The sequence below is a fragment of the Niabella yanshanensis genome, from assembly GCF_034424215.1.
Classification (GTDB): Bacteria; Bacteroidota; Bacteroidia; order Chitinophagales; family Chitinophagaceae; genus Niabella; species Niabella yanshanensis.
The window spans coordinates 3,069,867-3,095,016 of record NZ_CP139960.1; the positions used below are offsets into that span (position 1 = coordinate 3,069,867).

The window sequence follows — 25,150 nt, forward strand, 5'->3', positions numbered from 1 at the left end:
CATAATTTGTGCGATAAAAAATACAATCATGCCTATTAAATCTTAATTTTATTTTCAGTTTTTAACTAACCGGGCAACCATATGAAACACTTCTATTTACTATTGCTCCTGCTGGTTGCGGGGGCGATCACCCACGCGCAAACCACTTACCGTTCTGCTATCATCGGCTTTTACAACCTGGAGAATTGGTATGACACCATTTTTCATGGCAGTCATGATGATGTAGCCTTTACACCGAATGGGTCCAAAGCATATACCCGTAAAGTCTTTAATGATAAGCTGGCCAAACTGGCGAGGGTATTATCGCAGATCGGCACCCCTGTCAATCCTGATGGCCCTGCGATTTTAGGCGTAGCGGAAATTGAAAACAAAGCGGTGCTGGACACATTACTGCGGCACCCGCTTATTGTGGCGCGTGGCTACCGGTATATACATTACGATTCGAGAGATTTCAGGGGGTTAGACGTGGCTTTGATCTATAACCCCAGATATTTTAAAGTAGAAAAGAGCCGCCCGGTTTTTGTAAAAATTCCGGCCGGGACAAAAGATGCTGTTTACACAAGAGATATATTATGGGTAAAGGGATCGCTGGACGGTGAGCCCGTCCAGTTATTCGTCAATCACTGGCCCAGCCGGTCGGGCGGACAAAAGCGTTCGGAGCCAGCAAGAATGGCGGCAGCCAGAACTGTAAGAAACTGGATCGATTCACTGGATATTATTGATCCGGGTGTGAAGACCATAGTGATGGGGGACCTGAATGATGGCCCTGTGGACAATAGCGTCACCAAAGGTTTAAGGGCCCGGGGAGATGTGAAAAATCTGAAGCCCGATGAGCTCTATAATCCCTGGATCGCAATGTACAAAAATGGTATGGGTACACTGGCCTACCAGGATGCCTGGAGTTTATTTGACCAGGTATTATTATCTGCTTCGTTCCTGGACACTTCTCAGCCTGGCTTCTTCTATTATAAGCGCTATATTTTCAGAGCTGACTATATGATTGAAAATACAGGGCGCTACAAAGGGTATCCCATGCGAAGCTATACTGGCGATATATACCGCGGTGGTTACAGCGATCATTTCCCGGTATATGTGGTATTGCTGAAAAAGTGAGCTACTGGTACACTCTTACATAGTCGATCTCCATCTTTAGCGGAAATATTGAATCGTCCACGCCTTTTTGCCCGCCCCAGTTGCCGCCTACGGCAATATTCAGGATTAAAGACATTTTATTATCAAAGGGCCAGTATTCATATCCCTTTTGCTCGTTGGTAAAGCTAAAAAAAGGCCTGCCATCGATCAATACAGTGAGGTGTTTTTGATCCCACTCTACCGAGTAAACATGAAAAGTTTTGGAGAAGTCGGCCACAAATGTTTTCGCTGTTTTCTGCGTACTGATAACATGATTATATCTTTTACTATGTATTGATCCGTGCACCCAACCCGGGTCGTAGCCCACATGCTCCATAATATCTATTTCGCCATCATCAGGCCATTGTTTCATATTTTCTGCCAGCATCCATATAGCAGGCCAGGAGCCACGGCCAGCGGGCAGTTTGGCCCTCACTTCTATTCGCCCCTGCGACCAGGAGGCTTTTCCTTTCGTAACCAGTCTTGCTGAAGTGTAGTTTAAATTTTCAATTTTCTCTTTACGGGCTTCAATAATCAGGTGCCCTTTTTCAACACGCGCATTCTTTTTATCCTTTGTATAATATTGGAGTTCGTTATTACCCCAGCCATTTTTGCTGCCCAGGTCATAGTCCCATTTAGTACTATCCGGTAAGCCTTTATAATTAAATTCATCACTCCAAACCAGTTTTCGTGGAGCTTGTTGTGCTATCGAAGTAATAGCCAGTAGTGATAAGGCGCTTAGTGTGAGCAATCGTTTCATGGATGTAATTTTTGATGGCATTGTGGCAAAAAAGAAAAGGTCGATCATATGGTAACCTCCTGCTAATTTACTAAAGTGTTACCATACATCAGGCGAGGATCATACACGACCAGAAGTTCATAGCCTTTGAGAAAATACCCGCATACAGCAATTGACGCCACTTTATATTTATAATAATAATCTTAAAACTGCATTGCTTTTATCATTTCATTCTACCTTCGCTCCTCATGATAAAAAACATACTTTTCGACTTTGGCGGGGTTTTTTACGATCTTGATTTCAGTAAAACTTCGGATGCATTCAAAGCTTTGGGCTTTAGCGATTTTGACAGCATGTTCACTCAATACCAGGCAGATGCATTGTTTCAACAATTAGAAACCGGCGCTATCAGCCCGGAACTGTTTTTTGCTAAAGTTCAAACTTTATTGCCTGGGCCGGTAACTAATGAACAAATACGCGATGCCTGGAATGCGCTATTACTGGGTTACCGGCAAAATAGCCTGGCCTACCTGGCTGAACTGAAAAAGGATTATCAGCTATTCCTGTTGAGCAATACCAACCAGATCCATTATGACTATTTCAGTGCTCAGCTTTTAGAGCAAACCACCTACCCTTCACTGGAATCTTTTTTTACCAAAGCCTACTACTCGCAGCAGGTGGGCCTTCGGAAACCGGACATTGAAGTGTTTGAATTTATTTTAAAAGATGCCGGAATAAAGGCCGACGAAACTTTGTTTATCGACGATTCTTACACTAATTTTCCCAATGCCGAAAAATTGGGCATGAAAATTTATTTGCTGAAACCAGGAATGCTGATAGAAGACATCGATTATAAAAGCTTCCATTAAAAAACTATATCATAAAACCTTATCGCCATGGCAGATGTGCTGATCCCGCTCCTAACCCTTATTGCGCTGGAAGTAATTTTGGGTATTGATAATATCATCTTTATTTCTATCCTGGCTGATAAGCTGCCCGAAAACCAACGGGCGAAATTGAGGTTATGGGGTATTGGCCTGGCTATGGTGATGCGGCTTATACTGCTGGCAGTTATTTCATGGATCCTTAAGCTGGATCAAAACCTGTTCACCATCTTTGGCATGTCCTTTACAGGTAAAGAGCTGATCCTTATTGCCGGCGGTTTATTCCTTTTGTATAAAAGCACTAAAGAAATTTATCATAAAACCGAAGAGCCGAATCCAAACGACCCGGTTAATGTAAAAACAAGCAGCTTTCGCAAACTGCTTTCTGAGATCATCGTGCTTGACCTGGTATTCTCTATTGACTCCATTATTACCGCTGTAGGTATGGTGCAGGAATTATGGATCATGTACACTGCCGTAGTGGTTACCGTAATTATTATGCTCATTGCCGCCAAACCGATCAGCGAATTTATCAGCCGCCACCCATCCTTTAAAGTGCTGGCGCTCTGCTTCCTGATGCTGATTGGCGTTGCTTTACTGGCCGAAGGATTTGAAGTGAAGATTCCTAAAGGCTATATTTATTTCGCTATGGGATTCTCCTTCCTGGTTGATCTGATACAAATGAAAACCGTTGGAAAATCTAAACCCCAGGATCCGTAAATAATCTTACTATTAATCCACCAAGCATAAGAACCGAACATATCGCTGATATAAGAAGACAGGCGGAAGCCTGCCTGGTTGATATCATATAGGCGAGGGAATAGCCCAAAATAAACAATGGCATCATTAAAGCAGGTATCGTAACCATCTCTGCAACGGCCCGCCCCAAAATGCCCAATGGGAATGTTATATTTCTCCGCCAGTTGCATTGCTATAAAATAAGCCGGAGAAAAAACGGCTGCTGCCAATATTAGTTTCTCGTTGATCAGGGGTTTTGATTTCATACACTGTGCTTTACAGCACTAAATTATACCGGCTGCGTCTTTCAAATTTTGATAATAATCAAAAAAAGCAGGCTATTTACCCCGATAAACTGAAGTTCATATAACAGGAGCTGCGTTGAAACTAAAAATCCCGGAGCATGCATGCTCCGGGATTCCAAAATATATTCTTTGCGGAAAACTAATGACCTTCACCCTTAGCAGGTTCAGCTGTTGCAGCACCTGAGTGAGACTTAGGCATCGTAGTTTCTTCAAAATGTTTATCATATTTGTTACGCAGGTTCTTATAAGACTGGCCATCAGCAAGAAAAGCGATAATGAACCAGATAAATAAAGCTAATGGAACAACGATCGTCATAATAAAATTACGGATCTCATCACCCAGGTGCATAAACACCGAAACAATATAATATGCTTTCGCCAGGGTTAAGATACAAACGATTCCTTTCAATAATAATATAAAGAAATAAGGTGGCTCCCCTTTATGCAGGAAATAAATCAGAAAGCCAATAGCCAGCTCAATGATCGTAATAACAGACAATATCATTGTTGTCTTCCACACCTTCTTTTTAAACGTTGCATCGTCAGAATGATGATGAGACACGGTTACCTCGGGATAAGCCGCTGAAGGAGAAATATCTTTTGTAGGATCGTAATGATTACTCATAACTTATTTTATTCTAAAACTCTTAATACTCTTAATACTATAAACTACTGTCTAAACCCTTATATCAGATAGAAACACAGGAACACGAATACCCAAACCAGGTCTACAAAGTGCCAGTACAAACCAGCCTTCTCGATCATCAGGTAATGCCCTTTGTTTTCAAACACGTTTCCTCTGGTCATTAACAACATTACAATATTAATTATCACACCACTAAATACGTGGAAACCGTGGAAACCAGTAATGCCATAAAAGAAACCACCGAATGCTACAGGACCTTTTTCACGGATATGAACCGCGTCACTGTTACTGATCAATTGTACCAGCTGATCTTTAGGCGTGGTCAATAATTCTGCATGGGATGCCGGGGATAAATGATGCTCACCTACCAAAGTGGCTAAAGTTTCAATAGAAGAATTTTGTAACGCTGCCGTAACTTCAGGGCCATGCACCAGGTTTCCCCATGGATTGTGACGGGTAGTCTGGCTGATCAATTCAATTTTACCATCAACTAATGTAGCGTGCTCGGCAGTCAACAGGTGATGCCACTCTAAAGCCTGGCAACCTAAAAACGCCAAACCACCTACAATGGTCCACAACAACCACTTTTGTACATCAGCTTTGTTGCGGTTATGTCCCGCGTGCACCGCTAACACCATGGTAACGGAGCTGATAATCAGGATAAAGGTCATGATACTTACGAACACCAATGGCAGGTTGGCATGGCCGGCACCTGGCAGGGCGTTAAATACCACATTCGGATCGGGCCAGAAGTTCTGGCTAAACCGGGTGGTACCATAAGAAATAAGGAACGCGCCGAACGTAAAGGCATCGCTCATTAAAAAATACCACATCATCACTTTTCCGTACTCGATATTAAAAGGGCTTTTTCCCCCGCTCCACCATTTGGTACGATGTGTGTTTACTGTTGCTTCGTGTGCCATTCCTTAGAAAAAATTTTATCCAACAATTATAAAAAATATTAATAAATACAACCACAAAAGGTCTACAAAGTGCCAGTACATGCCCATTACTTCTGCAGGAACAGCACTATACAATTTGGTTTTTCCTATTAAAGACCTTACCACCATCACAATCAATGCTACAACCCCTCCCAATACGTGCAAACCGTGTAAACCTGCAATCGCATAAAAGAACTGGCCGGCACCCGATGATCCTTTAAACCGGATATTCTGATCCCATAGTTCACCAAATCCAATAACCTGGCAAACTACAAAAGCCAGCCCCAAAATTACGGTCACTCCCATCAGGGACCGATAACGCTGCATTTCCCTGGCTTTAAATGCTTTAATCGCCATTTGCATGGTTACGCTACTGGCCAGGATAACAACCGTAGAAATCCAAAAAATATTGGGTAGTTCAATCGTTCTCCAACCAGTAAGATTGCTTTTTACAATGAAAGCACTTGTAAGACCCGCAAACATCATAATGATACTTGCTATGGCTACCCATAAAGTAAATTTATGAGGATGCACTCGCTTATGTTGCTCGTTGCTCACTATATCCACATTCATTTTTTTAATACAATTTATATATACTAAACCTTTGCCAATAATAAGGCCAGTAACACCACCGGTAAATACATATAGCTTCCAAACATTACGTTTCTGGCGCTCTTCACATCCATCTTGCTATACAAAGTCACGCATCTCATAATCATAAAAAGATTGGCAATAATAATCAGCGCCAATGCTATTATTCCTTTCACACCTGCCGTGCTGCTGATACCTGTAAAGAAAGGAGCCACTGTGATGGGTACCAATAACAGGGAATAAACCAATGTTTGCAACGCTGTAAACTTGGTAGGTCCTTTATCACTGGGTAGTAATTTAAACCCAGCCTCACTGTAATCTTTGTGGGCAACCCAGGCAATAGCCCAGAAATGAGGAAACTGCCACAAAAACTGGATACCAAACATCACCGCGCCACCAACCCAATCTATATCCTGGCCCGGTACAAACCCGGCTACCCATCCTATTAGGCAGGGAAGCGCCCCCGGCACGGCACCAACCAATACTGCAATGGAATTTACCTTTTTTAAAGGCGTATAAACAAAGGCGTATAAAAACAAACTGAATGCCGCCAATGCTGCCGCCGTCCAGTTAAAATAATAACCTAAGATAAATACTCCTAAAGCTCCGGTCAGTACAGCAAATCCCCAACCCTGTTCGGGCGTTATACGTCCGCTGGCAATGGGTCTTTTAGCCGTACGTTTCATTAACGCGTCGGTATCCCTCTCAACCACCATATTGATGGTGTTGGCACTACCCGTAACCAACATCCCACCTGCAAAGAGCAAAACGATCCGCCACCAGTCTATCAACACACCGGGTACGAGCAGGTAACTGATTACACTGCTAAATACCACCATTATACTTAAAGAGGGCTTTACAAGCTGTATATAATCTTTAAAGCCGGCTCCTTCCTGTTTCAAATTGTTCATGGTTCATTGTTAATGGCCATTAGGCTAAAGTCCATCGACCATTGACTATTGACCATTGACTAGCTCTATTCTAATGCGAACTCTCTTTTTCTCCTATAGGCTCAGTCTGAGGAATGAAATCTCTTCCATCTTTACCGTAGTCATACGCCCAACGGTGAACTTCAGGAATCTCACCATCCCAGTTACCGTGCCCCGGACGGATAGGTGTAGTCCACTCTAATGTAGTTGCACCCCATGGATTCAGAGATCTTACTCTTCTTCCTTTATAGATAGAATAAAAATAGTTGAATACGAACATCAGCTGAACGGCGAATACTAAAACGGTAACAACAGTGATCATCGCATCCAAACCGTGAAACTGACTAAAGCTAACCCAGCTGCTTTTATCCAGATACCTTCTTGGCATACCGGCAAAACCCTGGTAGTGCATAGGCCAGAAGATCAGGTAGGCGCCTATCAGCGTTACCCAGAAGTGAATATAACCTAAAGTATTGTTCATGTAGCGGCCAAACATCTTTGGAAACCAGTGATAAATACCACAGAACATACCAAAGAATGCAGACACACCCATTACAATGTGGAAGTGGGCAATTACAAACATGGTATCATGCAAGTGAATATCGATGGTAGAGTTACCCAGGAAAATACCGGTTAAACCACCTGAAATAAACAAGCTAACAAAACCAATTGCGAAAAGCATCGCAGGTGTAAACCTGATATTACCGCGCCACAAAGTAGTTAACCAGTTAAATACTTTGATAGCTGAAGGAACAGCAATTAAAAGCGTCAGTAATACGAATACCGACCCCAGGAAAGGATTCAGACCCGTGACGAACATGTGGTGCGCCCATACGAGGAAGGCCAGTACGCAAATTGCAAACATAGAGAACACCATCGCCATATAACCAAAGATAGGTTTGCGGGCATTTACTGACATTACCTCCGATACGATACCCATGGTAGGCAAGATGATGATATATACCTCGGGGTGTCCTAAGAACCAGAATAAGTGCTGGAACAGAATGGCACTACCACCTTCGTTAGCCAAAGCTTGTCCGGCAATATAAATATCGCTGAGGTAGAAGCTGGTACCCAGGTGACGATCAAAGATCAATAATACCACACCCGATAATAATACAGGGAATGACAGTACGCCCAGAACAGCAGTAAACAGAAGCGCCCATATTGTTAGAGGCACCCTTGTCATACTCATACCTTTGGTGCGCATGTTCAATATAGTTGCGATATAGTTCAAACCACCCAAAAGCTGGGAGATAATAAACAATGCCATACCAATAATCCAGTAGTCCATACCGGCTTTAGAACCTTCTGAAGCCTGGCCTAGTGCGCTCAACGGAGGATAGATTGTCCAGCCACCTGAAGCAGGTCCTGTTTGAATGAACAAAGAAGCGAGCATTACAATACTACCACCGAAGAAGAACCAGTAAGACAGCATGTTCATCATTGGAGATGCCATATCTCTTGCACCTACCTGCAATGGAATCAGCAGGTTGGCAAAGGTTCCACTCAAACCAGCCGTTAATACGAAGAATACGAGTACGGTACCATGCATCGTAGTTAACGCATAATAAAACTCAGGTCTTAATCTTCCACCCTCAGCCCACTTTCCAAAAAAAGTTTCCAGGATAGGGAAGCTTTCTTCAGGAAAACCTAATTGTAACCTGAACAATACCGAAAACAAACCACCGATGATCGCCCAAACAATACCTGTAATAAGGAACTGTTTAGCAATCATTTTATGATCCATGCTAAAAATATACTTTGAAATAAAAGTCTCTTTGTGATGCGCATGCACATGATGATGATCATCTGCATGGTGACCGTGGCTTGCTGTTTCCTGGTGGGTATGTAAAATATCGCTCATAAAAAATTTCGTCTTTAATATCGATCTAAAGGTATATCAAATTATTTTGTAGTCGCTGAATCTGGTTTTGCAGCTGCGGCGGTACTATCTGCCGGTTTCGCTGCGGAAGAATCTTTGGGAGCAGCAGCTGGAGCGGCAGGAGCTTCTTTTTCTACCACTGCAGTCTGGTATTGTGCTTTCTGGCTTGCCATCCACTGATCGTATTCTTCCTGGGTTTCTACAATAATTTCTCCACGCATACCTGTATGTCCGGCACCACACATCTGGTCGCAGGCAATTTCAAATACAAAATTTTCCTGGCCTGTTTCTTTGATCATCTCTTTGGTGGTTTTAATGGGAGTAAACCACAAGGTAGTAGGCGTTCCTGGTACCGCATCCATCTTCAGGCGGAAATGTGGCAAACCTACGCTGTGAATCACATCCTTAGCGCCAATTACCAATCTTACAGGCTTGTTTACTACCAGGTGTAAAGGACCACCCGACACAATATCATCGTGGGTAGCTGCGTCATCCCAGATCAAACCTAAAGAGTTGTCATTGCTCTCGTCAATAAATTTATAGTTCTTTTTACCTAAAACACCATCTTTACCGGGGTAACGGAACTCCCATTTAAACTGGCTGCCGGTAATTTCTACTGTAGCTGCATTTTCAGGAGCGGCACCGGTAATCTGGAACCAATACACTAAACCAAATGAGATTAATACTGTTAAAACAATAGCAGGAACCACCGTCCAGATCATCTCCAACTTATTGTTATGCGGGAAATAGTATGCTTTCTGATTTTCTCTCTCCTGGTATTTAAAAGAATACCAGAACAATAATACCTGCGTTAATACAAATACAATACCTGTAGCAATAAGGGTGTATTTCAACATCCTGTCTACCTTGATACCGTGGTCAGAAGCAGAGCTGTCAAACCCTAAGGTTTTATCAGCCAGGGTATGATGCGCCCAATACACACCAAAAAGACCCACGATCAGAAACACTAACAACAAAAATGCATTGATCCTGTTAGACTGCTTTCTGGTTCTCTCCTCCCCTTGTACTATTGATACAAATTCAGTCGCCCTTGCAATCTGAAAGGTGATAATGAATCCCAATAATAAAATCGTTATTAGTAAAAAAGTATGCATACGATGTATTGTTCTGTTATGTTATATCTTATTTTTTGTGATCAGCTTTAGTGCTTCTTTCAACCTGGTTGCGTCTCCGAAAGAGTCCTTAGGACGCACTACTGATGAATATATCTCAACTATTCTTTTAACCGCTCTACGTTTATTAAGTATGGTGAATAACACTCTCTTTCGCAAAAGGGTGATTTTTTACTGTCAACGGATATTTACTCAATGTACGTGCCACCAGCAACATAATCAATCCTACAAAGAACATGGCAATACCCATATCGAAAATAATAGACGGAACCTTATCGGGCGATACTGCCGGGAATACCATTTGGTAAAAATCCAGCCAGTGGCCAAAGATGATAATGATTGCCACAAATGTTACAATAGTATAGTTACGCTTGGAGTCGCGGCTCATGAAAATAAGTATCGGAGCAACAAAGTTGATAATCAGCATAAACCAGAAGATACCGGAATAAGGACTTTGTCTGGCGCTGTTACCAATCCTGTTTACAAAATAAATAGTTTCCTCAGGCTGGTTACTATACCAGATCAACATGAACTGTGAAAACCACAGGTAAGTCCAGAAGATAGAAAACGCGAACATAAACTTACCCAAGTCGTGTAAATGCTCTTGGTTTACGGCGGGCAATAAGCCGTTATTTTTAAGAAATACTACATAAAGAGCGATCAGGGCGATACCGGCAACAAAAGTGCTTGCAAAAGTATACCAGCTATACATGGTACTGAACCAATGCGCATCGATGCTCATTAACCATAACCATGGTAAGGATGACATAATAGTTAAGGCAAATACAACTAAGTATAAAGCGGCCATCACGGTATTGTCCCAGATGAATTTCTTTTTTGATTCTACTGTTGCGGGTGGGTTAGTATCTAAACTGCGGGAACGTTGTCTCATTTTCCAACCCAGGAAAGACCAGAACACAATGGTTAAAACAGTTACTGTCACATAAAAACCCTTGTTCAGGAATCCCTTTTTAAAGTTCAGGATCTTGTCGTGCTTCACATGCTCTGTATCCGTCCAGTGATAAATGGTATGGTTATCACCAAAAACAATAGATAGCAAAATAATGCCGGCGATAACACCAATTACAGGTACTGCTGAAGAAACAGCTTCTGTAACCCTTGAAAAGCCAATTTGCCATCCACCCCATGCTAATGTAGTGGCGCACATAAAGAACATGGCAGCATTCACCACCAGCAAAAAGTAAACGCTATTCTGTAACAGGCTTGCCCAGAAGCGAGCGTGGCTTCTGTGTACTTCTTCCTCACTGCCGGTTGCGCCATGCGTTGAAATATACAGCGCAATAGTCGCTACCAAACCTACGGCCATTAACACATAAGCGATAGTGTTATACTTTTTTGTAGGTAAAAATTTTTCTACTGTTGACATTCCTGATCTTTATTAAATAAGTTCAAATAAATTATTTCTTTGCCGTTGCTGTGCTATCTACAGGTGCAGCTGCAGCAGGGGCCGCTGCCGGCGCCGCTTTCTTCTGCTTCGATTTGATATAGGCTACCACTTCCCAGCGCTCCTTAGGCGTAAGCTGAGACGCATAGCTACCCATTTGCCCCTTGCCATAAGTAATAGAGTAAAACATAGTACCGGGTGCCATTGCCTCGTAAACCGCATCGCCTACTAAAGTGGCTGGCTTTGCAGAGTAAGGACCTTCGCCTCCTTTGAAAAGAGGACCATTACCATCCAATGCAGCACCATGACAAATACCGCAATTTACCAGATACAATCTTTCCGCTTCTTTCAGGTTTACGGTAGCGCCACTATCCAGGGGATTCTTCAGGCTGGCAGATTGTGCATACCCTGTAGAATCATGCTTCAGATTAAAATGAAACGCCAGGTCTTCATCTGTCGAAACGGTTCCTGCAACAGGAAGCCTGTTGTAGTATATACCAGAATCTTTCAGCTCCTTGGTGGAAGCATACGTTTCGTAAGCCTTACTGTAATACATATCCGGCATATAAGCAATACCAGGCTCTTTACCTGCACCACAACCGGCGGCTACTGCACTAAGCACCACAACTGCTATATAAAAATATTTGTTCATCTGTTTCTTTTCCTTGAGTTGATATTAATTAAACCTGGGGTACTTTCTTTCCAAATCTCACCGTTTCCCTGTCGTAGCGGCCAATCCACCAATCTGCTTCACGGTGTTGAATCTCAACACCCTGCGCGCCAACACTTTGTAGAAAAGCGATCGCTTCTTCTTCGTTAGTTTTATCGGTGCATTCGATAGCCATGGTAAAGGTATCGTCTGTACTACGCAGGTTAAAGTGATCCTTTTTTACGAACGGCGCCAGTTGGCACAACCAGCAAAAAGTAAGCACCATGCCCACTGCCGCAAATAATACCGTAAGCTCAAACATAATAGGTATCCACGCCGGCAGGGAAAAGAACGGCTTTCCACCAAAGTTGATCTTCCAGTCGAACGCCAGCATAAAGGTGATAAAACCTATGGCAGTAGAAGTACCTGTAATACCGTAAATGAAACCGGCAATATGAAGATCAGTATCCTTTAAACCCATCACTTTATCCAAACCATGAATAGGAAAAGGCGTATACACATCGTGTATTTTGTACCCGGCACGGCGAACCTTGGTTACCGCCGGAAACAAAACCGTTTCTTCGTAAAAATTACCTACAACAAATTTTTTAACGTTCATATATTTTTTGTTACTGGATTCTGGTTACCGGATTCTGGTAAATACCGACCCAAAAACCTTGTCAACTTATAAACCCTGTCTGCCGCCAGGCAGGTTTTCAACTTACCTATTAATGATGATGGTTTTGCTCGTGCTCAAACGCATCATAGCTTTCCTGCTCTTCTTTATTATAACCAGCTTTGTAGCTGTCACCGTTTTTCTTCAGGATATGTTTGATCTCAGCGATCGCAATTACCGGGAAGAACTTAGAGAACAGGAAGTAGCAGGTAAAGAACAAACCAAACGTACCCATATAAAAACCAATCTCCCAAATGGTTGGAGTATAGTAAGTACTCCATGAACTTGGTAAATAGTCGCGATAGATAGAAGTAACGATGATCACAAAACGCTCAAACCACATACCGATATTTACAAGGATACTCATAAAGAAAGTAACCAGGATATTGCGCCTCATTTTACGGAACCAGAAGATCTGCGGAGATATTACGTTACAACCCATCATCAGCCAGTAGCTCCATCCATAAGGGCTGTTCAGGTTCAAACGGTTTTCTTTAAAAGCAAACCACTCATAAGGAGAAGCACTATACCAGGACATGAATAACTCCGTCAGGTATGCTATACCCACGATAGAACCGGTAAGAACAATAACCTTGTTCATTACATCAATATGCTCCATGGTGATATATTGCTCTAAGCCCAATACTTTACGGGTGATCAATAACAGGGTTTGTACCATGGCAAAACCACTAAATACCGCACCCGCTACGAAGTAAGGAGGGAAGATGGTAGTGTGCCAGCCGGGAATAACCGAAGTGGCAAAGTCAAAAGATACGATCGTGTGTACCGAAAGTACAAGGGGAGTAGAAAGACCGGCTAATACCAGCGATAAAGCCTCGTGTCTTTGCCAGTGCTTGGTACTACCAGTCCAGCCAAATGCCGCCAAACCGTAGAAAAACTTGCTCCATTTTAATTTAGCACGATCACGTAAGGTTGCCAGGTCAGGTAATAAACCTGAATACCAGAACAAAAGAGATACTGTAAAGTAAGTAGAGATGGCAAATACGTCCCAAAGAAGTGGTGAGTTAAAATTCACCCACAACGGACCGCGGGTATTAGGGTAAGGCATTACAAAGAAACCGTTCCATACACGACCCATGTGCCAGATCGGGAACTGGCCCGCACACATTACCGCGAAGATGGTCATCGCTTCAGCCGCACGGTTTACGCCGGTACGCCAGCCCTGACGGAAGAGTAACAGGATCGCAGAGATCAGCGTACCCGCGTGACCAATACCTACCCACCATACGAAGTTGGTAATATCCCAACCCCAACCAATCGTTTTATTCAGGTTCCACTGGCCCGTACCATACACAATATCCATATATATGGACACTACACCAAAACCTAATAAGCCCAGCGATATAATGAAACCTACCCACCATAATTTGCTGGGTTTAGCCTCCACCGGACGACAAATGTCTTCCGTTACATCGTGGTAGGTTTTATTTCCCTCTACCAATGGCGCCCTGGCCTGCGATTCGTATCTGATTAATGACATAATTATCTATAAAAATTCTAATAATCTAAATTGTTCATTGTTAATAGTTGATAGTTCTTTGCCTACGCTCCTTGTCAACTTATCAACCCCGTCTGCCGCCGGGCAGGCTGTTAACTTTTTAACTAGTCCTAATGATGCGCCCCCTCGGCTGCAGGTTTTGCTTCATGCCCTGCCGCCTCGTGTCCTTCTGCTTCATGATGCTCATCCCCCGCAAGAATCTCATCGGTATTTCTAACCTTAGCCAGGTAGCTAACGCTGGGCAATACGTGCAGCTGCTCTAATGAGTAGAACAAACGCTGCGGGTTATTTTGCCTGTCCTGGCTTACGCGGCTGGCTTTGTCGTTAACATTACCAAACACAATCGCATCAGCATTACATGCCTGCATACAAGCTGTTTTTGCTTCTCCGTCACGTAAAGGCCTGTTTTCTTTTTTGGCCTCGAGTTTAGCATGCTGTGTGCGCTGGATACAGAAAGAGCATTTCTCCATTACACCACGTGAACGTACCGTAACATCCGGGTTTAACACCATGCGTGTCAACGGGTCATTCATCTGGAATACCACCGGATCTAATTTACCAACGATGGTCTGATCCTGGTTATTAGGGAAGCTATCTGCTCCTGTATAATCTAACCAGTTAAAGCGACGAACTTTAAACGGACAGTTATTAGCGCAATACCTGGTACCGATACAACGGTTATAAGCCATTTGGTTAATACCTTCTTCACTGTGGTTGGTAGCCGCTACCGGACAAACGTTCTCACAAGGAGCGTTATCGCAATGCTGACACATCATAGGCTGGAATACCACACCTTTCAGTTCATCTGCATTGTTCTCATCGCTGATGAAATAGCGGTCAATACGAAGCCAGTGCATATCGTGGTAACGCAATACTTCACTTTTACCAACAATAGGCACGTTGTTCTCAATATGACAGGCCACTACGCAGGCACCACAACCAAAGCACGCATTCATGTCCACGTTCATACCCCATTTCAGTCCCGGAGTTTCATGCACACCGTATAAAGTAGCTTCTTTTCTGAAATCGCCGGTTGTTGCAGCAAAAGTTTCTACAAGGTGATCTCTCCACTCTTTGATTTCGTTAGGTCTCTTCTTGAAAGTACCGAAAGTGGTCTCTCTCAATACTTCAACACGACCTTCATAAGAGTTATGTATCTGGGTTTGTGCTACTTTTTCTTTTCTTCCTGCATCAGTTACGGTAACATTCGGGTTAACATAGCTTACAGTGGTTCCGTTAAATGAAGTAAAAGGGAAAGCATTGGCACCTACGCCAGCCGCTGTACGACCTGTGAATTCTGCACGACCGTATCCCATTGGAATAGCAATCGTATTGGCATTCATGCCAGGCATTACCAGTATCGGTAATTCAATGCTGGCTTTACCGCTTTGTATTTTAATTACCGGCTTTTCAGGGTAATATTCATAATCATTGTCTAACTCGATGCCCAATTCTTTTGCCTTGGCAACAGAAATAAGCGCGTAGTTACCCCATGTAACGCGGGTTACAGGATCTGGTAACTCTTGTAACCAGGGGTTTGTTGCTCCAACACCGGTACCCACACCCACATTTCTGTATACCACTAACTCATCCTTACCACCGGCAGGGGTAGCAGATACTGCAGCAGAAGCCGCGGCTACAGCAGCACCAGAGTAAGAACCACCTGTAGCAGCTGCATTTTCAATAACGCCTGCTTTTAAGGCATTCAGGAACGCTATTTCACCACCCAGTTTTGCAGTCCAGAATTCTTTATGATAATCATGGTATTCTGTAGCATTACCACTCAACTTCAACAAGGTATCCTGGTAAGCCCTGGTTTTGAATAACGGGTTAATGGTTGGTTGAATAAAGCTAACGATGCCGCCTTTAGGCTCTGCATCTCCCCAGCTCTCCAGGTAATGGTGAGTAGGTAATATATATTTAACCAGCTGTGTGGTTTCGTCCATTCTTTCGCTGAACGACACAGAAGTTTTTACTTTTTTAAGTGCGTTGGCAAAACGGGCGCCATCGAAATAATCGTAAACAGGATTAGCTCCGTGAATCAGGATTGCCGTTACCTGGCCGCCTTCCATTTGAGTCAGCAGGTCAGCGAAATCTTTATCAATTGCTTTTGAAGTATTCGATGGTCTGGAGAAATCAATGGTAGAACCATAAGCACCAATAGCGCCGTTGATAGCATTCACGAGTGTTTGTACATTCACATCATTGCTGCCCGATACTACCAGCCCACGTGCACCCGCCGCTTTCAGATCCGCTGCTGCTTTAGCAATGCCCGCGCTTAATTTGGCATCCAGGGCAGGGGCTGTAGCGCTGCCGCCTACTGCCGCTAATAAAGCTAAAGCAACCGCACCGGTTTGTGAAGGACGATGCGCAAAACGCTCATCTGCATTAGAACCGGTCATACTTAAGAAGCCCTCAAAATGATAATGCTTGTTCATTTTAGGATTCTTCTCATCTATTTTACGGCCTTTGGAATATCCTGAAGCCTGCTCAATAGGGTTTAACCAGGTTCCCAGGAAGTCTGCGCCCAGGCTCACAATTACATCCGCATTTTCAAACCGGTAAGTAGGTAAATTTCTTCCAAATCCTGATGCTTCGTTAGCCAGCAACATACCACTGTAGTTAGCTGGGTCGTATTGTACCAAACGGATCTTTGGATTTTTCGCAATAATATCTAAAGTAGAGGGAGACGTGATCGTGTTGGAAAGTAAAACAATCTGGCCGGCGCTGGCTAACTCGGCAGCAATTGTTTTATCTAAATGTTCGTAAGTACTTTCTTCAAATTTATCGCCCACTTTTCTCTGGGGAAAACGAAGACGGTGGGTATCGTACAGATCTAAAACCGATGCCTGAACCGCTGCAGATGTACCTCCGTTGGTAAAAGAGGCTTTATCATTTCCTTCGATCTTAATAGGACGACCATCTCTCACTTTCGCCAGTACCGGAACTACTTCTCCACCCTGCACATATGTAGTAGCATAAAATTTTGCTTCGCCAGGTACAATGCTCTCTGGTTTGAAGGCGTAAGGTATGGCTTCGCGAACCTTTGTTTTACAGCTGGCTGCTAAGGTTGCAGCCGCAGTGCTAAAACCAAGGTATTTCAAAAAGTCCCTGCGCGGGGCTTTTGCGTCTAATAAGCCCTTGCTGTCAAAATCTTCAAAAGGCAGCTCTTCGCGAAACTCGTCGCTCACCTTCTTCTGAAAATTTTCAGGATCATTTATTTCTCCGAAACCTTGCCAGTACTTTTTACTCATATCTTTATCTATTCTGATAACCTGCCAGCCGGCAGGCGGGTTTGCTAATGTGATAATTGCTCTTCGCTTCAGCGCTGGTACTGATGGAGTACACCGGCACCATTACTGACTATTATTAATAGTGACATTTTTGACATTCCAGGCCTCCGATATCTTTCACCGTCACACTGTCCATTTTGCCCGATTTGATGTCATTATGAAACTTCTCGTAAATGCTGTAAAACTGATTTCCGTTAGTAGAATCTACATTGAAATTCACTTTGGTCTGCCTGTGACAGTTCACGCACCATCCCATGCTCAACTCAGAAAACTGGTATACTTCGTCCATGCCGGTGATTTCACCGTGGCAGGTCTGGCATTGAACATTCCCCACTCTGATATGCTGGCTGTGGTTGAAATAAACGTGGTCAGGCAGGTTATGAATTTTAACCCACTCGATGGGCTTGGCTTTTGAAGGATCCCATGCATCAGGTTGAGCCGGGTCGAAGCCTGCATATTCATATAATTTCTGGATCTCACGGGTTCCGTCAACCAGGTTACCATTTCTGTCTTTCAATTCAGGACCACCGTATTTCTGGATGGTTTTATGACAGTTCATACACACATTCACCGAAGGAATGGCGGCTGTTTTGCTTTCCCATGCGTTACCATGACAGTATAAACAGTTGATCTGATTTACACCGGCGTGTACTTTGTGAGAGTAAAAGATAGGTTGTGTAGGCTCGTAATTGATCTGCCTGTTTACGTTAACCAGTCCTTTGGTAGTGAAATAACCGCCTATTATAAAAAACACGATCGCGAAAATGGCGATATAGGTTTTATTACGGTAAATAGGTAAAGAAGGAGCCGATTTTACGTTTTCCGCATCACGGGCAGCTTTTTGTAAGTTGAAGTTTACATAAATTAACACCAGGGCAACCAGGGCAAGGATTAACGAAACCACACCATACATCAGGTTGTTTTGGCTGGAGCCTCCGCCGGCAGCTGCGGCGCCCGCTGCTCCGTCTTTAGGAGTATCTAATTTACCTGAAGCCTTTGCATCTATATAAGAAAGAATTGCATCTATCTGAGGATCAGTCAAATCGGGGAAGGTTGTCATCGCCGAAGCAGATATTTTTGATACTTCCACCGCTTTAGGATATCCTGAAGCAATCAGCTTTTGGTTATTACGTATCCACTCATGCAGTTTTCCCGCATCTTCCCAACGCCCCTGAACACCGCCTAGTGCAGGTCCTGTGCTGTTCGACTTCATGTCGCCGGCATGACAGCTCTGACACTTACCGATAAATAAAGTCTTTCCCTCCTGAACGGCGGCACCATCCTGCGCAAAAACGGGGGCAACGGAAACAAGCAGCGCTATTATAAGTAAGGTTAGTTGGTTAAATAAATACTTATGATTGTTCATAAAACGCATAAAATCTAAAATGTGGATAAAAACCTCTGAACGACTGCAAAAATAAGGCGCGGCGTTAACATAACAGCAACAATTTACAAATTTTTTAAACCCGCGCCCGGCTTGAGTTTCAGCCGATTTTTTGGCTTTTTTTTGAGGAAGCAAAATTTGTTTGTCATTAAAAAGTCATCCGGACTTACCCCGTTTTGATGTGCATATCTGGGGTTTCAGGGGGTATTATCCTTCATTCTAGCTTATTTGGAAATTGTGGATTATTTTGCAGGATCAATCATGCTCAACAGGCTCAAACAAAAATGGAAGGTTGGTCCGCTACAGCTATTTTTAATACTGTGCACATTTGCCATAGGTGGCAGCCTCAGCGGTTATTTGGGTAGGCAGCTGATGTCGACACTCCGGATCGGCAATACCCTGTTATATACTATTATATATATTGTACTGGTAACTTTAATCTGGCCATTAATGGTTTTAGGAGTAAGCATTATTTTTGGCCAGTATGCTTTTTTTAAAAAGTATTTAAGCGAATTACTCAGGAAACTAACAAAGAAACGGACCAATAATCAATAAAAAGGTCGGTTACGGATTAATAATAAATGATGAAACAAAAAATAGCTGTTTTTGCCAGTGGCGCCGGCAGTAATGCCCAGAAAATTATCGATCATTTTAAGGCAAGTGAAATCGCCGAAGTAAGCCTGGTTGCCTGTAACAAGGCCGGGGCAGGAGTGCTGGCAATTGCCGGACGTGAGCAAATTGAACAGGTGCTTATTGAAAAAGAACAGTATAAAAAAGACGGATATGCGGCTTTTTTACAGGAAAAAGGGATTGATTTTGTTGTTTTAGCCGGTTTTTTATTGAAAATCCCGCAACCGCTAATCGATGCCTATCCCCGGAAAATCGTAAATATTCACCCCGCCCTATTGCCCAACTATGGAGGAAAAGGCATGTATGGCGCATTTGTTCACCAGGCAGTAATCGCCAACCAGGAAAAACAAAGTGGCATTACTATTCATTATGTGGATGAGCATTACGATCACGGCGATATTATCTTCCAGGCTACCTGCAATATTGAACCCGGCGATACCCCCGAACAGTTGGCCGAAAAAATACACCTGCTGGAACACGCACACTTCCCTGCTGTGATAGAGGAGGTGATACGGAAACAGTAAAAGATCACAGGCGCAACTACTATTTATTCAGTTGCGGTTTTCTTTATAAATAAATATATTTGTCATTTATACTATTATAAATTGCCACTGCCATGAAACAATTGACTGCCCTGTTCCTGCTATGTTTTTTTACGATAACAGGTAAAAGCCAGCGGGCTGCCAACCGTCCCGATTCGGCCTATCTTTTTGCCTACTCCCCCGAACGGGGAAATGCCCGCACCGGCCTGGCGTTTGCATGGAGCAACGATGGCATTAGCTGGAATGCGATCGGACCGGAACATTATTTTGTATACAGTGATTACGGTACCTGGGGGGCTCAAAAGAAAATGCTAAAACCATTTCTTTTCGCCGGTGACGACGGAACCTGGCACCTGGTATGGAGCCTGAATGCTAATGAAAATGTATTGGCTCATGCAGCTTCACCCGATTTGGTGTACTGGGGACGCCAGAGTTATCCTCAAACTTCAATGGGCAGTAATGTAGCTGATCCTGTTATTTCATCTTCTTCAATTGGCAAATATGTAGTAAGCTGGCGGAGCAATGCTAATAATGCCAACCAGGCATTTTCCCTGGCAACAGACTTTAAAACATTTGCTTCGCCCCAAAAAATCAATGCAGGAGAGTATATCAATAAACGTGTTGAAGCAATGGTTTCAGGCCACAAACAAACCGGCACAGTGCACAAAGTAGCGTTTAACCGGGTAGAAGGGCTTTTAAACGCACAAAAAAATGCACAATATCAATCGACCCTTTTAGCTGAGTCGGCCGCTACAGACCACCAGCGGTTTGCTGGTCTGAAGCCTGTAGACATTACGCTCACTCCCATTCGGGCAAAAAGCAAAAAGATCAGCGACCTGCTGGTGGGCGCTTTTTTTGAAGATATTAATTATGCTGCCGACGGAGGCTTATATGCTGAGCTGGTACAAAACCGCGATTTTGAATACCATCCTGCTGACAAAAAATACCGCGATAAAAACTGGAACCACCAAACAGCCTGGCGCCCGGGTCTTGGAACTCTGGCAATTGATTCTGTCTCGCCCGTACATCCCAATAACCCGCATTATGCCGTTTTAAGTTACGATCTTGGAAAACCTGTACTAGTCAATGAAGGTTTTGGTGGTATTGCAGTTAAGGCCGGAGAAAAATACGACTGCAGCGCTTTTGTCAGGATCCCTTCTGCAAAAGCCGGCCAGCTTACCTGGAGATTATCAGACAAAAACGGAAATATACTGGGAACTGCCTCCATGAAAATTCCGGCAGGAACCAACTGGAAAAAATTGTCGGCAGTTATAACGGCAAATGCAACGGTTGCTGATGCTTCGCTTGAGTTAATTTTCGAACAACAGGGCAGTATCCATTTAGATATGGTGTCGCTCTTCCCCCAAAAAACATTTAAAAATCGTAAAAACGGGCTAAGGGCGGACCTCGCACAGGCATTAGCAGATATGAAACCCAAATTCTTACGTTTCCCGGGCGGGTGTGTGGCGCACGGAGACGGCATTGCCAATATTTACCGGTGGAAGACGACGATTGGTCCGCTCGAAGCCCGTAAACCCATGCGCAATATGTGGAACTACCACCAGACAACCGGTTTGGGTTATTATGAATATTTCCAGTTTTGTGAGGATATGGGAGCAGAGCCTTTGCCCGTTTTAGCAGCCGGTGTGCCCTGCCAGAACTCTTCCGATGGCGGTGCCGGCCAGCAATGTGGTATCCCTATGGCCGATATGGATGAATATGTACAGGATATCCTCGACCTGATCGAATGGGCGAACGGTGATGCCAAAACCACGCATTGGGGCAGACTTCGTGCCGCATCGGGCCATCCTAAATCCTTTAATTTAAAATACATAGGTATTGGTAACGAGGACCTGATCACCGATATTTTTGAAGAACGGTTCACCATGATCTTTAATGCCATCAAAAAGAAATACCCTGAAATAAAGGTAGTAGGAACCTCCGGGCCGTTTTACGAGGGTACTGATTACGTAGAAGGCTGGGGCATCGCGCGCAAACTGGGTGTGGACATGATTGACGAACATTATTATGTACCCCCGGGTTGGTTTATTCACAACCAGGATTATTATGATAAATACGACCGGAATGGCAGCAAAGTGTACCTGGGCGAATATGCCAGTCATTTACCCGGCAGGCCTAACAACCTGGAAACGGCTCTTTCCGAGGCGCTGCATTTGAACAATCTTGAGCGCAACGGAGATGTAGTTGCCATGTCTTCTTACGCACCTCTTTTTGCAAAAGAAGGTTTCACCCAATGGAATCCGGATCTTATTTATTTTACTAACACCGAAGTAAAACTTACGCCCGGCTACTATGTGCAGCATTTATACGGCAATACACCGGGTGATGAATACATACCCGCTGACCTGCAATATTCCGGTAACGACGCAGGCGTGATCAAACGGATATCCACTTCAATCGTAAAAAATACAAAAACCAATGAGTTAATAATACGCGCAGTTAACCTGTTACCGGTTACTACCCATATCAGGCTCAATTTGGATGATTTTTCAGGCAATAGCAAGGTCCAAAAAACTATATTAACCGGCAACCCGGCAGATCGAAAAGCGAAACCATTAACGAGTGAAATACAATTGCAGGCAAACACGCCCGAAATTTTACCCCCGTATTCACTCACTGTATGGCGTATTAGACTTTGATTACCCAATATCTACTATTTTTATCAAAGCATTTGCAAATAGTTTGCTTGTTTTGCCGTCCTATTAACTGATTTGAAGCGTTTCTTTTTCATACTACTTATTTTAACAGCTGCGGGGCTGGCAGGCGTGCAGGCGCAGATTACTGTAAAAGGTACTGTGTTTGATAGTTCAGGCACTTACCCTGTTCAGGGAGTTTCGGTTTTATCTACTAACGGAGCAGGTACATTTACTGATGCTATGGGTGACTACAGTATCAGGGTAAGCGAAACAGACTCCATCTGGTTTAGCTATCTTAATAAGCCTACCCGTAAATTCCTGGTACGCAGTATTAAAACTCCCTATGCTTTTAATATTTCGCTGCAAACATTTATTACCTTGTTGCCCGGGGTAAAAGCACGGGTAAAAGATTACAAGCGCGACTCTATTCAAAACCGGCAGGATTATGCCAAATATTTCGATTATCAAAAGCCTGGTTTAAAAGTAAGCTCGTTAAGTGACGGCTCTGTCGGTTTCGATCTGAATGAGATCATTAATTCCTTTCGGTTTGGCCGCAATAAACGTTTATCGATGTTTCAAAACAGGCTGATCAGCCAGGAACAGGAGGCATTTATTAAGCATCGCTTCAGCAAGGCATTGATCAGGCGCATTACCGGGGCCGATAACGACAGTACCATCAGCGAATTTATTATTTATTATCAACCTTCCTTTCTTTTTACTTCTACAGCTACTGACTATACCTTTCATAAATATATTAAAGACTCTTATGAGCGCTTTACAGCTGGTTTGATGCCCACCCCACTCTGGTTGGAAGGGGCTACCGAAGACGATGATGCCGTTATTTACCGGAGGTTTAACAGCAGGCCCTGAAAGCAGGATTATGCTTAAATTGCAGTATGCACCATATCAAACTTCTTCTTTTCATACTGCTTTCATCTTCGCTTCTTTGCCGGGCACAATCCCATTGTGATATCCTTATCAAAAACGGGAAGATTATTGACGGTACGGGTAACAACTGGTATTACGGGGATATTGCTATAAAAGATGGCAAAATAGAGCGTATAGGTAAATCACTGCCCTATACAGCCAGCCAAACCATGGATGCAAAAGGATTGATTGTCGCTCCCGGCTTTATAGATGTGCATACTCATATTGAAGGAGATGAGGCTAAAAATCCGACCGCTGATAATTTTATTTATGATGGTGTAACCAGCGTTGTTGCCGGTAACTGTGGCGCTTCTAATATAGATATAGGAAAATACCTGAAGTGGATTGACTCTCTCAAACTGTCTGTAAATGTAGCTTCGCTGATCGGGCATAATGATGTACGCAAAGCGGTAATGGGAAGAGCGAACCGCGATGCTTCCCCCGAAGAGCTGATGCAAATGAAGGCGCTGGTGGAAAAAGCGATGAAAGATGGCGCTGTAGGCATTTCTACCGGACTTATTTATATTCCCGGCACTTACTCCAAAACACCCGAAATTGTAGCGCTCGCCAAAATAGCCTCCCGTTACAATGGCGTTTATGCCTCACACATGAGAGACGAGGGAGATAAGGTAACCGATGCCATCAATGAAGCCATTACCGTTGGCAGGGAGGCTGATATACCGGTAGAAATATCTCATTTCAAATTGAGCGGACAGCAGAACTGGGGACGAAGTAAAGAAACCATTGCTATGGTAGCTGATGCCAGGGAACAGGGGCTGGATGTAACCATTGATCAATACCCTTATACTGCCAGCAGCACTTCCATCAGTACTTTATTACCCGATGATATATTAGCGGACGGGCAGGACAGTATTGTGGCCAGGCTTAAAAACCCCGCTATTAAAAAACGGGTGATTGATGAAATGCTGGCCAGATTAAAAAAGAGAAAGCTTAAGCACTTTAGCTATGCGGTGGTGGCCAGCTACCGGCCGGATAGTAATTATAATGGTAAAAGTATAGAAGAGATCAACCTGATGATGGGCCGTAAGCACAAGGTGAAAGAAGAAGCAGAAACGATTATTGATATCATGATCAACGGAGGAGCCAGCGCTGTATTTCACGGGATGGGAGAGGAGGATGTAAAACGCATTATGCAGTACCCTTTTAACATGTTTGCCAGCGACGCCTCTATACGCGTTTTCAACCAGGGCGTACCGCATCCCCGCGGCTATGGCACCAATGCGCGGGTATTAGGTAAATATGTAAGAGAAGAAAAAGTGCTCCCCCTCGAAGAGGCCATCCGGAAAATGACTTCTCTGCCGGCCCAAAAATTCCAGCTAAGAGACCGGGGGCTTTTAAAAGAAGGCATGGCTGCCGATATTGTGATCTTTGATGAAAAACAGGTAGCAGATCAATCCACCTATAAAAACCCGCATGCCTACTCGAAAGGTTTTCATTATGTTTTGGTAAACGGCCAACTAACTGTTAACCGGGAGAAGCATATGGGAACCAGGGCAGGTAAAGCATTGTATCATTAATAAATACG

21 protein-coding genes are annotated in these 25,150 nt (G+C 43.6%); 8 read left to right on the forward strand and 13 right to left on the reverse strand.

The window, feature by feature from the left end:
* Positions 1-81: 81 nt before the first annotated feature.
* Positions 82-1,113 (forward strand): endonuclease/exonuclease/phosphatase family protein, encoded by a 1,032-nt coding sequence (locus U0035_RS12780; RefSeq protein WP_114790169.1) that lies wholly within the window; start codon positions 82-84, stop codon positions 1,111-1,113.
* Between the two features lies 1 nt (position 1,114).
* Here the strand turns inward: U0035_RS12780 and U0035_RS12785 are convergent, their stop codons facing one another.
* On the reverse strand, positions 1,115-1,891 hold the full coding sequence (locus U0035_RS12785) for a glycoside hydrolase family 16 protein (protein ID WP_114790170.1): 777 nt from the start codon (positions 1,889-1,891) through the stop codon (positions 1,115-1,117).
* A gap of 227 nt (positions 1,892-2,118) precedes the next feature.
* On the opposite strand from U0035_RS12785, the gene U0035_RS12790 reads away from it, so the two are divergent.
* Complete coding sequence (locus tag U0035_RS12790; protein ID WP_114790171.1) at positions 2,119-2,739, forward strand: HAD family hydrolase; 621 nt, start codon at positions 2,119-2,121, stop codon at positions 2,737-2,739.
* A 27-nt stretch (positions 2,740-2,766) separates the two neighbouring features.
* Entirely contained in the window at positions 2,767-3,474 is a 708-nt protein-coding gene (locus tag U0035_RS12795) for a TerC family protein (RefSeq protein ID WP_114790172.1), read from the forward strand.
* A 462-nt stretch (positions 3,475-3,936) separates the two neighbouring features.
* Here the strand turns inward: U0035_RS12795 and U0035_RS12800 are convergent, their stop codons facing one another.
* The 12 genes from U0035_RS12800 to U0035_RS12855 form a co-directional block, all read right to left on the reverse strand.
* Positions 3,937-4,422, reverse strand: coding sequence for a cytochrome C oxidase subunit IV family protein (locus tag U0035_RS12800; protein ID WP_114790173.1), 486 nt, complete (start codon positions 4,420-4,422; stop codon positions 3,937-3,939).
* A 59-nt stretch (positions 4,423-4,481) separates the two neighbouring features.
* A complete protein-coding gene (locus U0035_RS12805) occupies positions 4,482-5,366 on the reverse strand; it encodes a cytochrome c oxidase subunit 3 (protein ID WP_114790174.1) in 885 nt (294 codons plus the stop codon).
* 15 nt (positions 5,367-5,381) lie between these two features.
* A complete protein-coding gene (locus U0035_RS12810; RefSeq protein WP_245957667.1) occupies positions 5,382-5,957 on the reverse strand; it encodes a cytochrome c oxidase subunit 3 in 576 nt (191 codons plus the stop codon).
* A 23-nt stretch (positions 5,958-5,980) separates the two neighbouring features.
* On the reverse strand, positions 5,981-6,886 hold the full coding sequence (cyoE, locus tag U0035_RS12815) for a heme o synthase (RefSeq protein ID WP_114790175.1): 906 nt from the start codon (positions 6,884-6,886) through the stop codon (positions 5,981-5,983).
* Positions 6,887-6,956: 70 nt separating this feature from the next.
* Positions 6,957-8,771 (reverse strand): cytochrome c oxidase subunit I, encoded by a 1,815-nt coding sequence (locus tag U0035_RS12820; protein ID WP_114790176.1) that lies wholly within the window; start codon positions 8,769-8,771, stop codon positions 6,957-6,959.
* A 41-nt stretch (positions 8,772-8,812) separates the two neighbouring features.
* Positions 8,813-9,904 (reverse strand): cytochrome c oxidase subunit II, encoded by a 1,092-nt coding sequence (locus U0035_RS12825; RefSeq protein ID WP_114790177.1) that lies wholly within the window; start codon positions 9,902-9,904, stop codon positions 8,813-8,815.
* Between the two features lie 145 nt (positions 9,905-10,049).
* On the reverse strand, positions 10,050-11,309 hold the full coding sequence (locus tag U0035_RS12830) for a quinol:cytochrome C oxidoreductase (RefSeq protein ID WP_114790178.1): 1,260 nt from the start codon (positions 11,307-11,309) through the stop codon (positions 10,050-10,052).
* A gap of 31 nt (positions 11,310-11,340) precedes the next feature.
* Positions 11,341-11,979 carry a c-type cytochrome gene (locus tag U0035_RS12835; RefSeq protein ID WP_114790179.1) on the reverse strand — a complete coding sequence of 213 codons (639 nt, stop codon included), beginning with the start codon at positions 11,977-11,979 and terminating at the stop codon, positions 11,341-11,343.
* Between the two features lie 28 nt (positions 11,980-12,007).
* The gene (locus U0035_RS12840; protein WP_114790180.1) at positions 12,008-12,595 is read right to left on the reverse strand and encodes a DUF3341 domain-containing protein; all 588 of its coding nucleotides are present in this window, start codon (positions 12,593-12,595) and stop codon (positions 12,008-12,010) included.
* Positions 12,596-12,704: 109 nt separating this feature from the next.
* Positions 12,705-14,153, reverse strand: coding sequence for an NrfD/PsrC family molybdoenzyme membrane anchor subunit (gene nrfD, locus U0035_RS12845; RefSeq protein ID WP_114790181.1), 1,449 nt, complete (start codon positions 14,151-14,153; stop codon positions 12,705-12,707).
* 128 nt (positions 14,154-14,281) lie between these two features.
* Complete coding sequence (locus U0035_RS12850) at positions 14,282-17,425, reverse strand: TAT-variant-translocated molybdopterin oxidoreductase (protein WP_114790182.1); 3,144 nt, start codon at positions 17,423-17,425, stop codon at positions 14,282-14,284.
* Positions 17,426-17,540: 115 nt separating this feature from the next.
* The gene (locus tag U0035_RS12855) at positions 17,541-18,830 is read right to left on the reverse strand and encodes a c-type cytochrome (protein WP_114790490.1); all 1,290 of its coding nucleotides are present in this window, start codon (positions 18,828-18,830) and stop codon (positions 17,541-17,543) included.
* A 279-nt stretch (positions 18,831-19,109) separates the two neighbouring features.
* Here U0035_RS12855 and U0035_RS22970 point away from each other — a divergent pair, with 279 nt between their 5' ends.
* From U0035_RS22970 to U0035_RS12875, 5 genes are all read left to right on the forward strand, one after another.
* The gene (locus tag U0035_RS22970) at positions 19,110-19,403 is read left to right on the forward strand and encodes a DUF6787 family protein (protein ID WP_114790183.1); all 294 of its coding nucleotides are present in this window, start codon (positions 19,110-19,112) and stop codon (positions 19,401-19,403) included.
* A gap of 26 nt (positions 19,404-19,429) precedes the next feature.
* On the forward strand, positions 19,430-20,002 hold the full coding sequence (gene purN, locus U0035_RS12860) for a phosphoribosylglycinamide formyltransferase (protein ID WP_114790184.1): 573 nt from the start codon (positions 19,430-19,432) through the stop codon (positions 20,000-20,002).
* Positions 20,003-20,094: 92 nt separating this feature from the next.
* Positions 20,095-22,680: an alpha-L-arabinofuranosidase C-terminal domain-containing protein gene (locus U0035_RS12865; RefSeq protein WP_114790185.1), complete on the forward strand. Its 2,586-nt coding sequence runs from the start codon at positions 20,095-20,097 to the stop codon at positions 22,678-22,680.
* A 72-nt stretch (positions 22,681-22,752) separates the two neighbouring features.
* The gene (locus U0035_RS12870; RefSeq protein WP_245957671.1) at positions 22,753-23,547 is read left to right on the forward strand and encodes a carboxypeptidase-like regulatory domain-containing protein; all 795 of its coding nucleotides are present in this window, start codon (positions 22,753-22,755) and stop codon (positions 23,545-23,547) included.
* Positions 23,548-23,573: 26 nt separating this feature from the next.
* The gene (locus U0035_RS12875) at positions 23,574-25,142 is read left to right on the forward strand and encodes an N-acyl-D-amino-acid deacylase family protein (RefSeq protein ID WP_114790186.1); all 1,569 of its coding nucleotides are present in this window, start codon (positions 23,574-23,576) and stop codon (positions 25,140-25,142) included.
* Positions 25,143-25,150: the final 8 nt, after the last annotated feature.

What these genes read in the sequence shown, in the direction of transcription:
- U0035_RS12780 (WP_114790169.1), top strand. Translation starts at nt 82, where the DNA reads ATGAAACACTTCTATTTACTATTGCTCCTGCTGGTTGCGGGGGCGATC.
- U0035_RS12785 (WP_114790170.1), bottom strand. Translation starts at nt 1,891, where the DNA reads ATGAAACGATTGCTCACACTAAGCGCCTTATCACTACTGGCTATTACT.
- U0035_RS12790 (WP_114790171.1), top strand. Translation starts at nt 2,119, where the DNA reads ATGATAAAAAACATACTTTTCGACTTTGGCGGGGTTTTTTACGATCTT.
- U0035_RS12795 (WP_114790172.1), top strand. Translation starts at nt 2,767, where the DNA reads ATGGCAGATGTGCTGATCCCGCTCCTAACCCTTATTGCGCTGGAAGTA.
- U0035_RS12800 (WP_114790173.1), bottom strand. Translation starts at nt 4,422, where the DNA reads ATGAGTAATCATTACGATCCTACAAAAGATATTTCTCCTTCAGCGGCT.
- U0035_RS12805 (WP_114790174.1), bottom strand. Translation starts at nt 5,366, where the DNA reads ATGGCACACGAAGCAACAGTAAACACACATCGTACCAAATGGTGGAGC.
- U0035_RS12810 (WP_245957667.1), bottom strand. Translation starts at nt 5,957, where the DNA reads ATGAATGTGGATATAGTGAGCAACGAGCAACATAAGCGAGTGCATCCT.
- cyoE (WP_114790175.1), bottom strand. Translation starts at nt 6,886, where the DNA reads ATGAACAATTTGAAACAGGAAGGAGCCGGCTTTAAAGATTATATACAG.
- U0035_RS12820 (WP_114790176.1), bottom strand. Translation starts at nt 8,771, where the DNA reads ATGAGCGATATTTTACATACCCACCAGGAAACAGCAAGCCACGGTCAC.
- U0035_RS12825 (WP_114790177.1), bottom strand. Translation starts at nt 9,904, where the DNA reads ATGCATACTTTTTTACTAATAACGATTTTATTATTGGGATTCATTATC.
- U0035_RS12830 (WP_114790178.1), bottom strand. Translation starts at nt 11,309, where the DNA reads ATGTCAACAGTAGAAAAATTTTTACCTACAAAAAAGTATAACACTATC.
- U0035_RS12835 (WP_114790179.1), bottom strand. Translation starts at nt 11,979, where the DNA reads ATGAACAAATATTTTTATATAGCAGTTGTGGTGCTTAGTGCAGTAGCC.
- U0035_RS12840 (WP_114790180.1), bottom strand. Translation starts at nt 12,595, where the DNA reads ATGAACGTTAAAAAATTTGTTGTAGGTAATTTTTACGAAGAAACGGTT.
- nrfD (WP_114790181.1), bottom strand. Translation starts at nt 14,153, where the DNA reads ATGTCATTAATCAGATACGAATCGCAGGCCAGGGCGCCATTGGTAGAG.
- U0035_RS12850 (WP_114790182.1), bottom strand. Translation starts at nt 17,425, where the DNA reads ATGAGTAAAAAGTACTGGCAAGGTTTCGGAGAAATAAATGATCCTGAA.
- U0035_RS12855 (WP_114790490.1), bottom strand. Translation starts at nt 18,830, where the DNA reads ATGAACAATCATAAGTATTTATTTAACCAACTAACCTTACTTATAATA.
- U0035_RS22970 (WP_114790183.1), top strand. Translation starts at nt 19,110, where the DNA reads ATGCTCAACAGGCTCAAACAAAAATGGAAGGTTGGTCCGCTACAGCTA.
- purN (WP_114790184.1), top strand. Translation starts at nt 19,430, where the DNA reads ATGATGAAACAAAAAATAGCTGTTTTTGCCAGTGGCGCCGGCAGTAAT.
- U0035_RS12865 (WP_114790185.1), top strand. Translation starts at nt 20,095, where the DNA reads ATGAAACAATTGACTGCCCTGTTCCTGCTATGTTTTTTTACGATAACA.
- U0035_RS12875 (WP_114790186.1), top strand. Translation starts at nt 23,574, where the DNA reads ATGCACCATATCAAACTTCTTCTTTTCATACTGCTTTCATCTTCGCTT.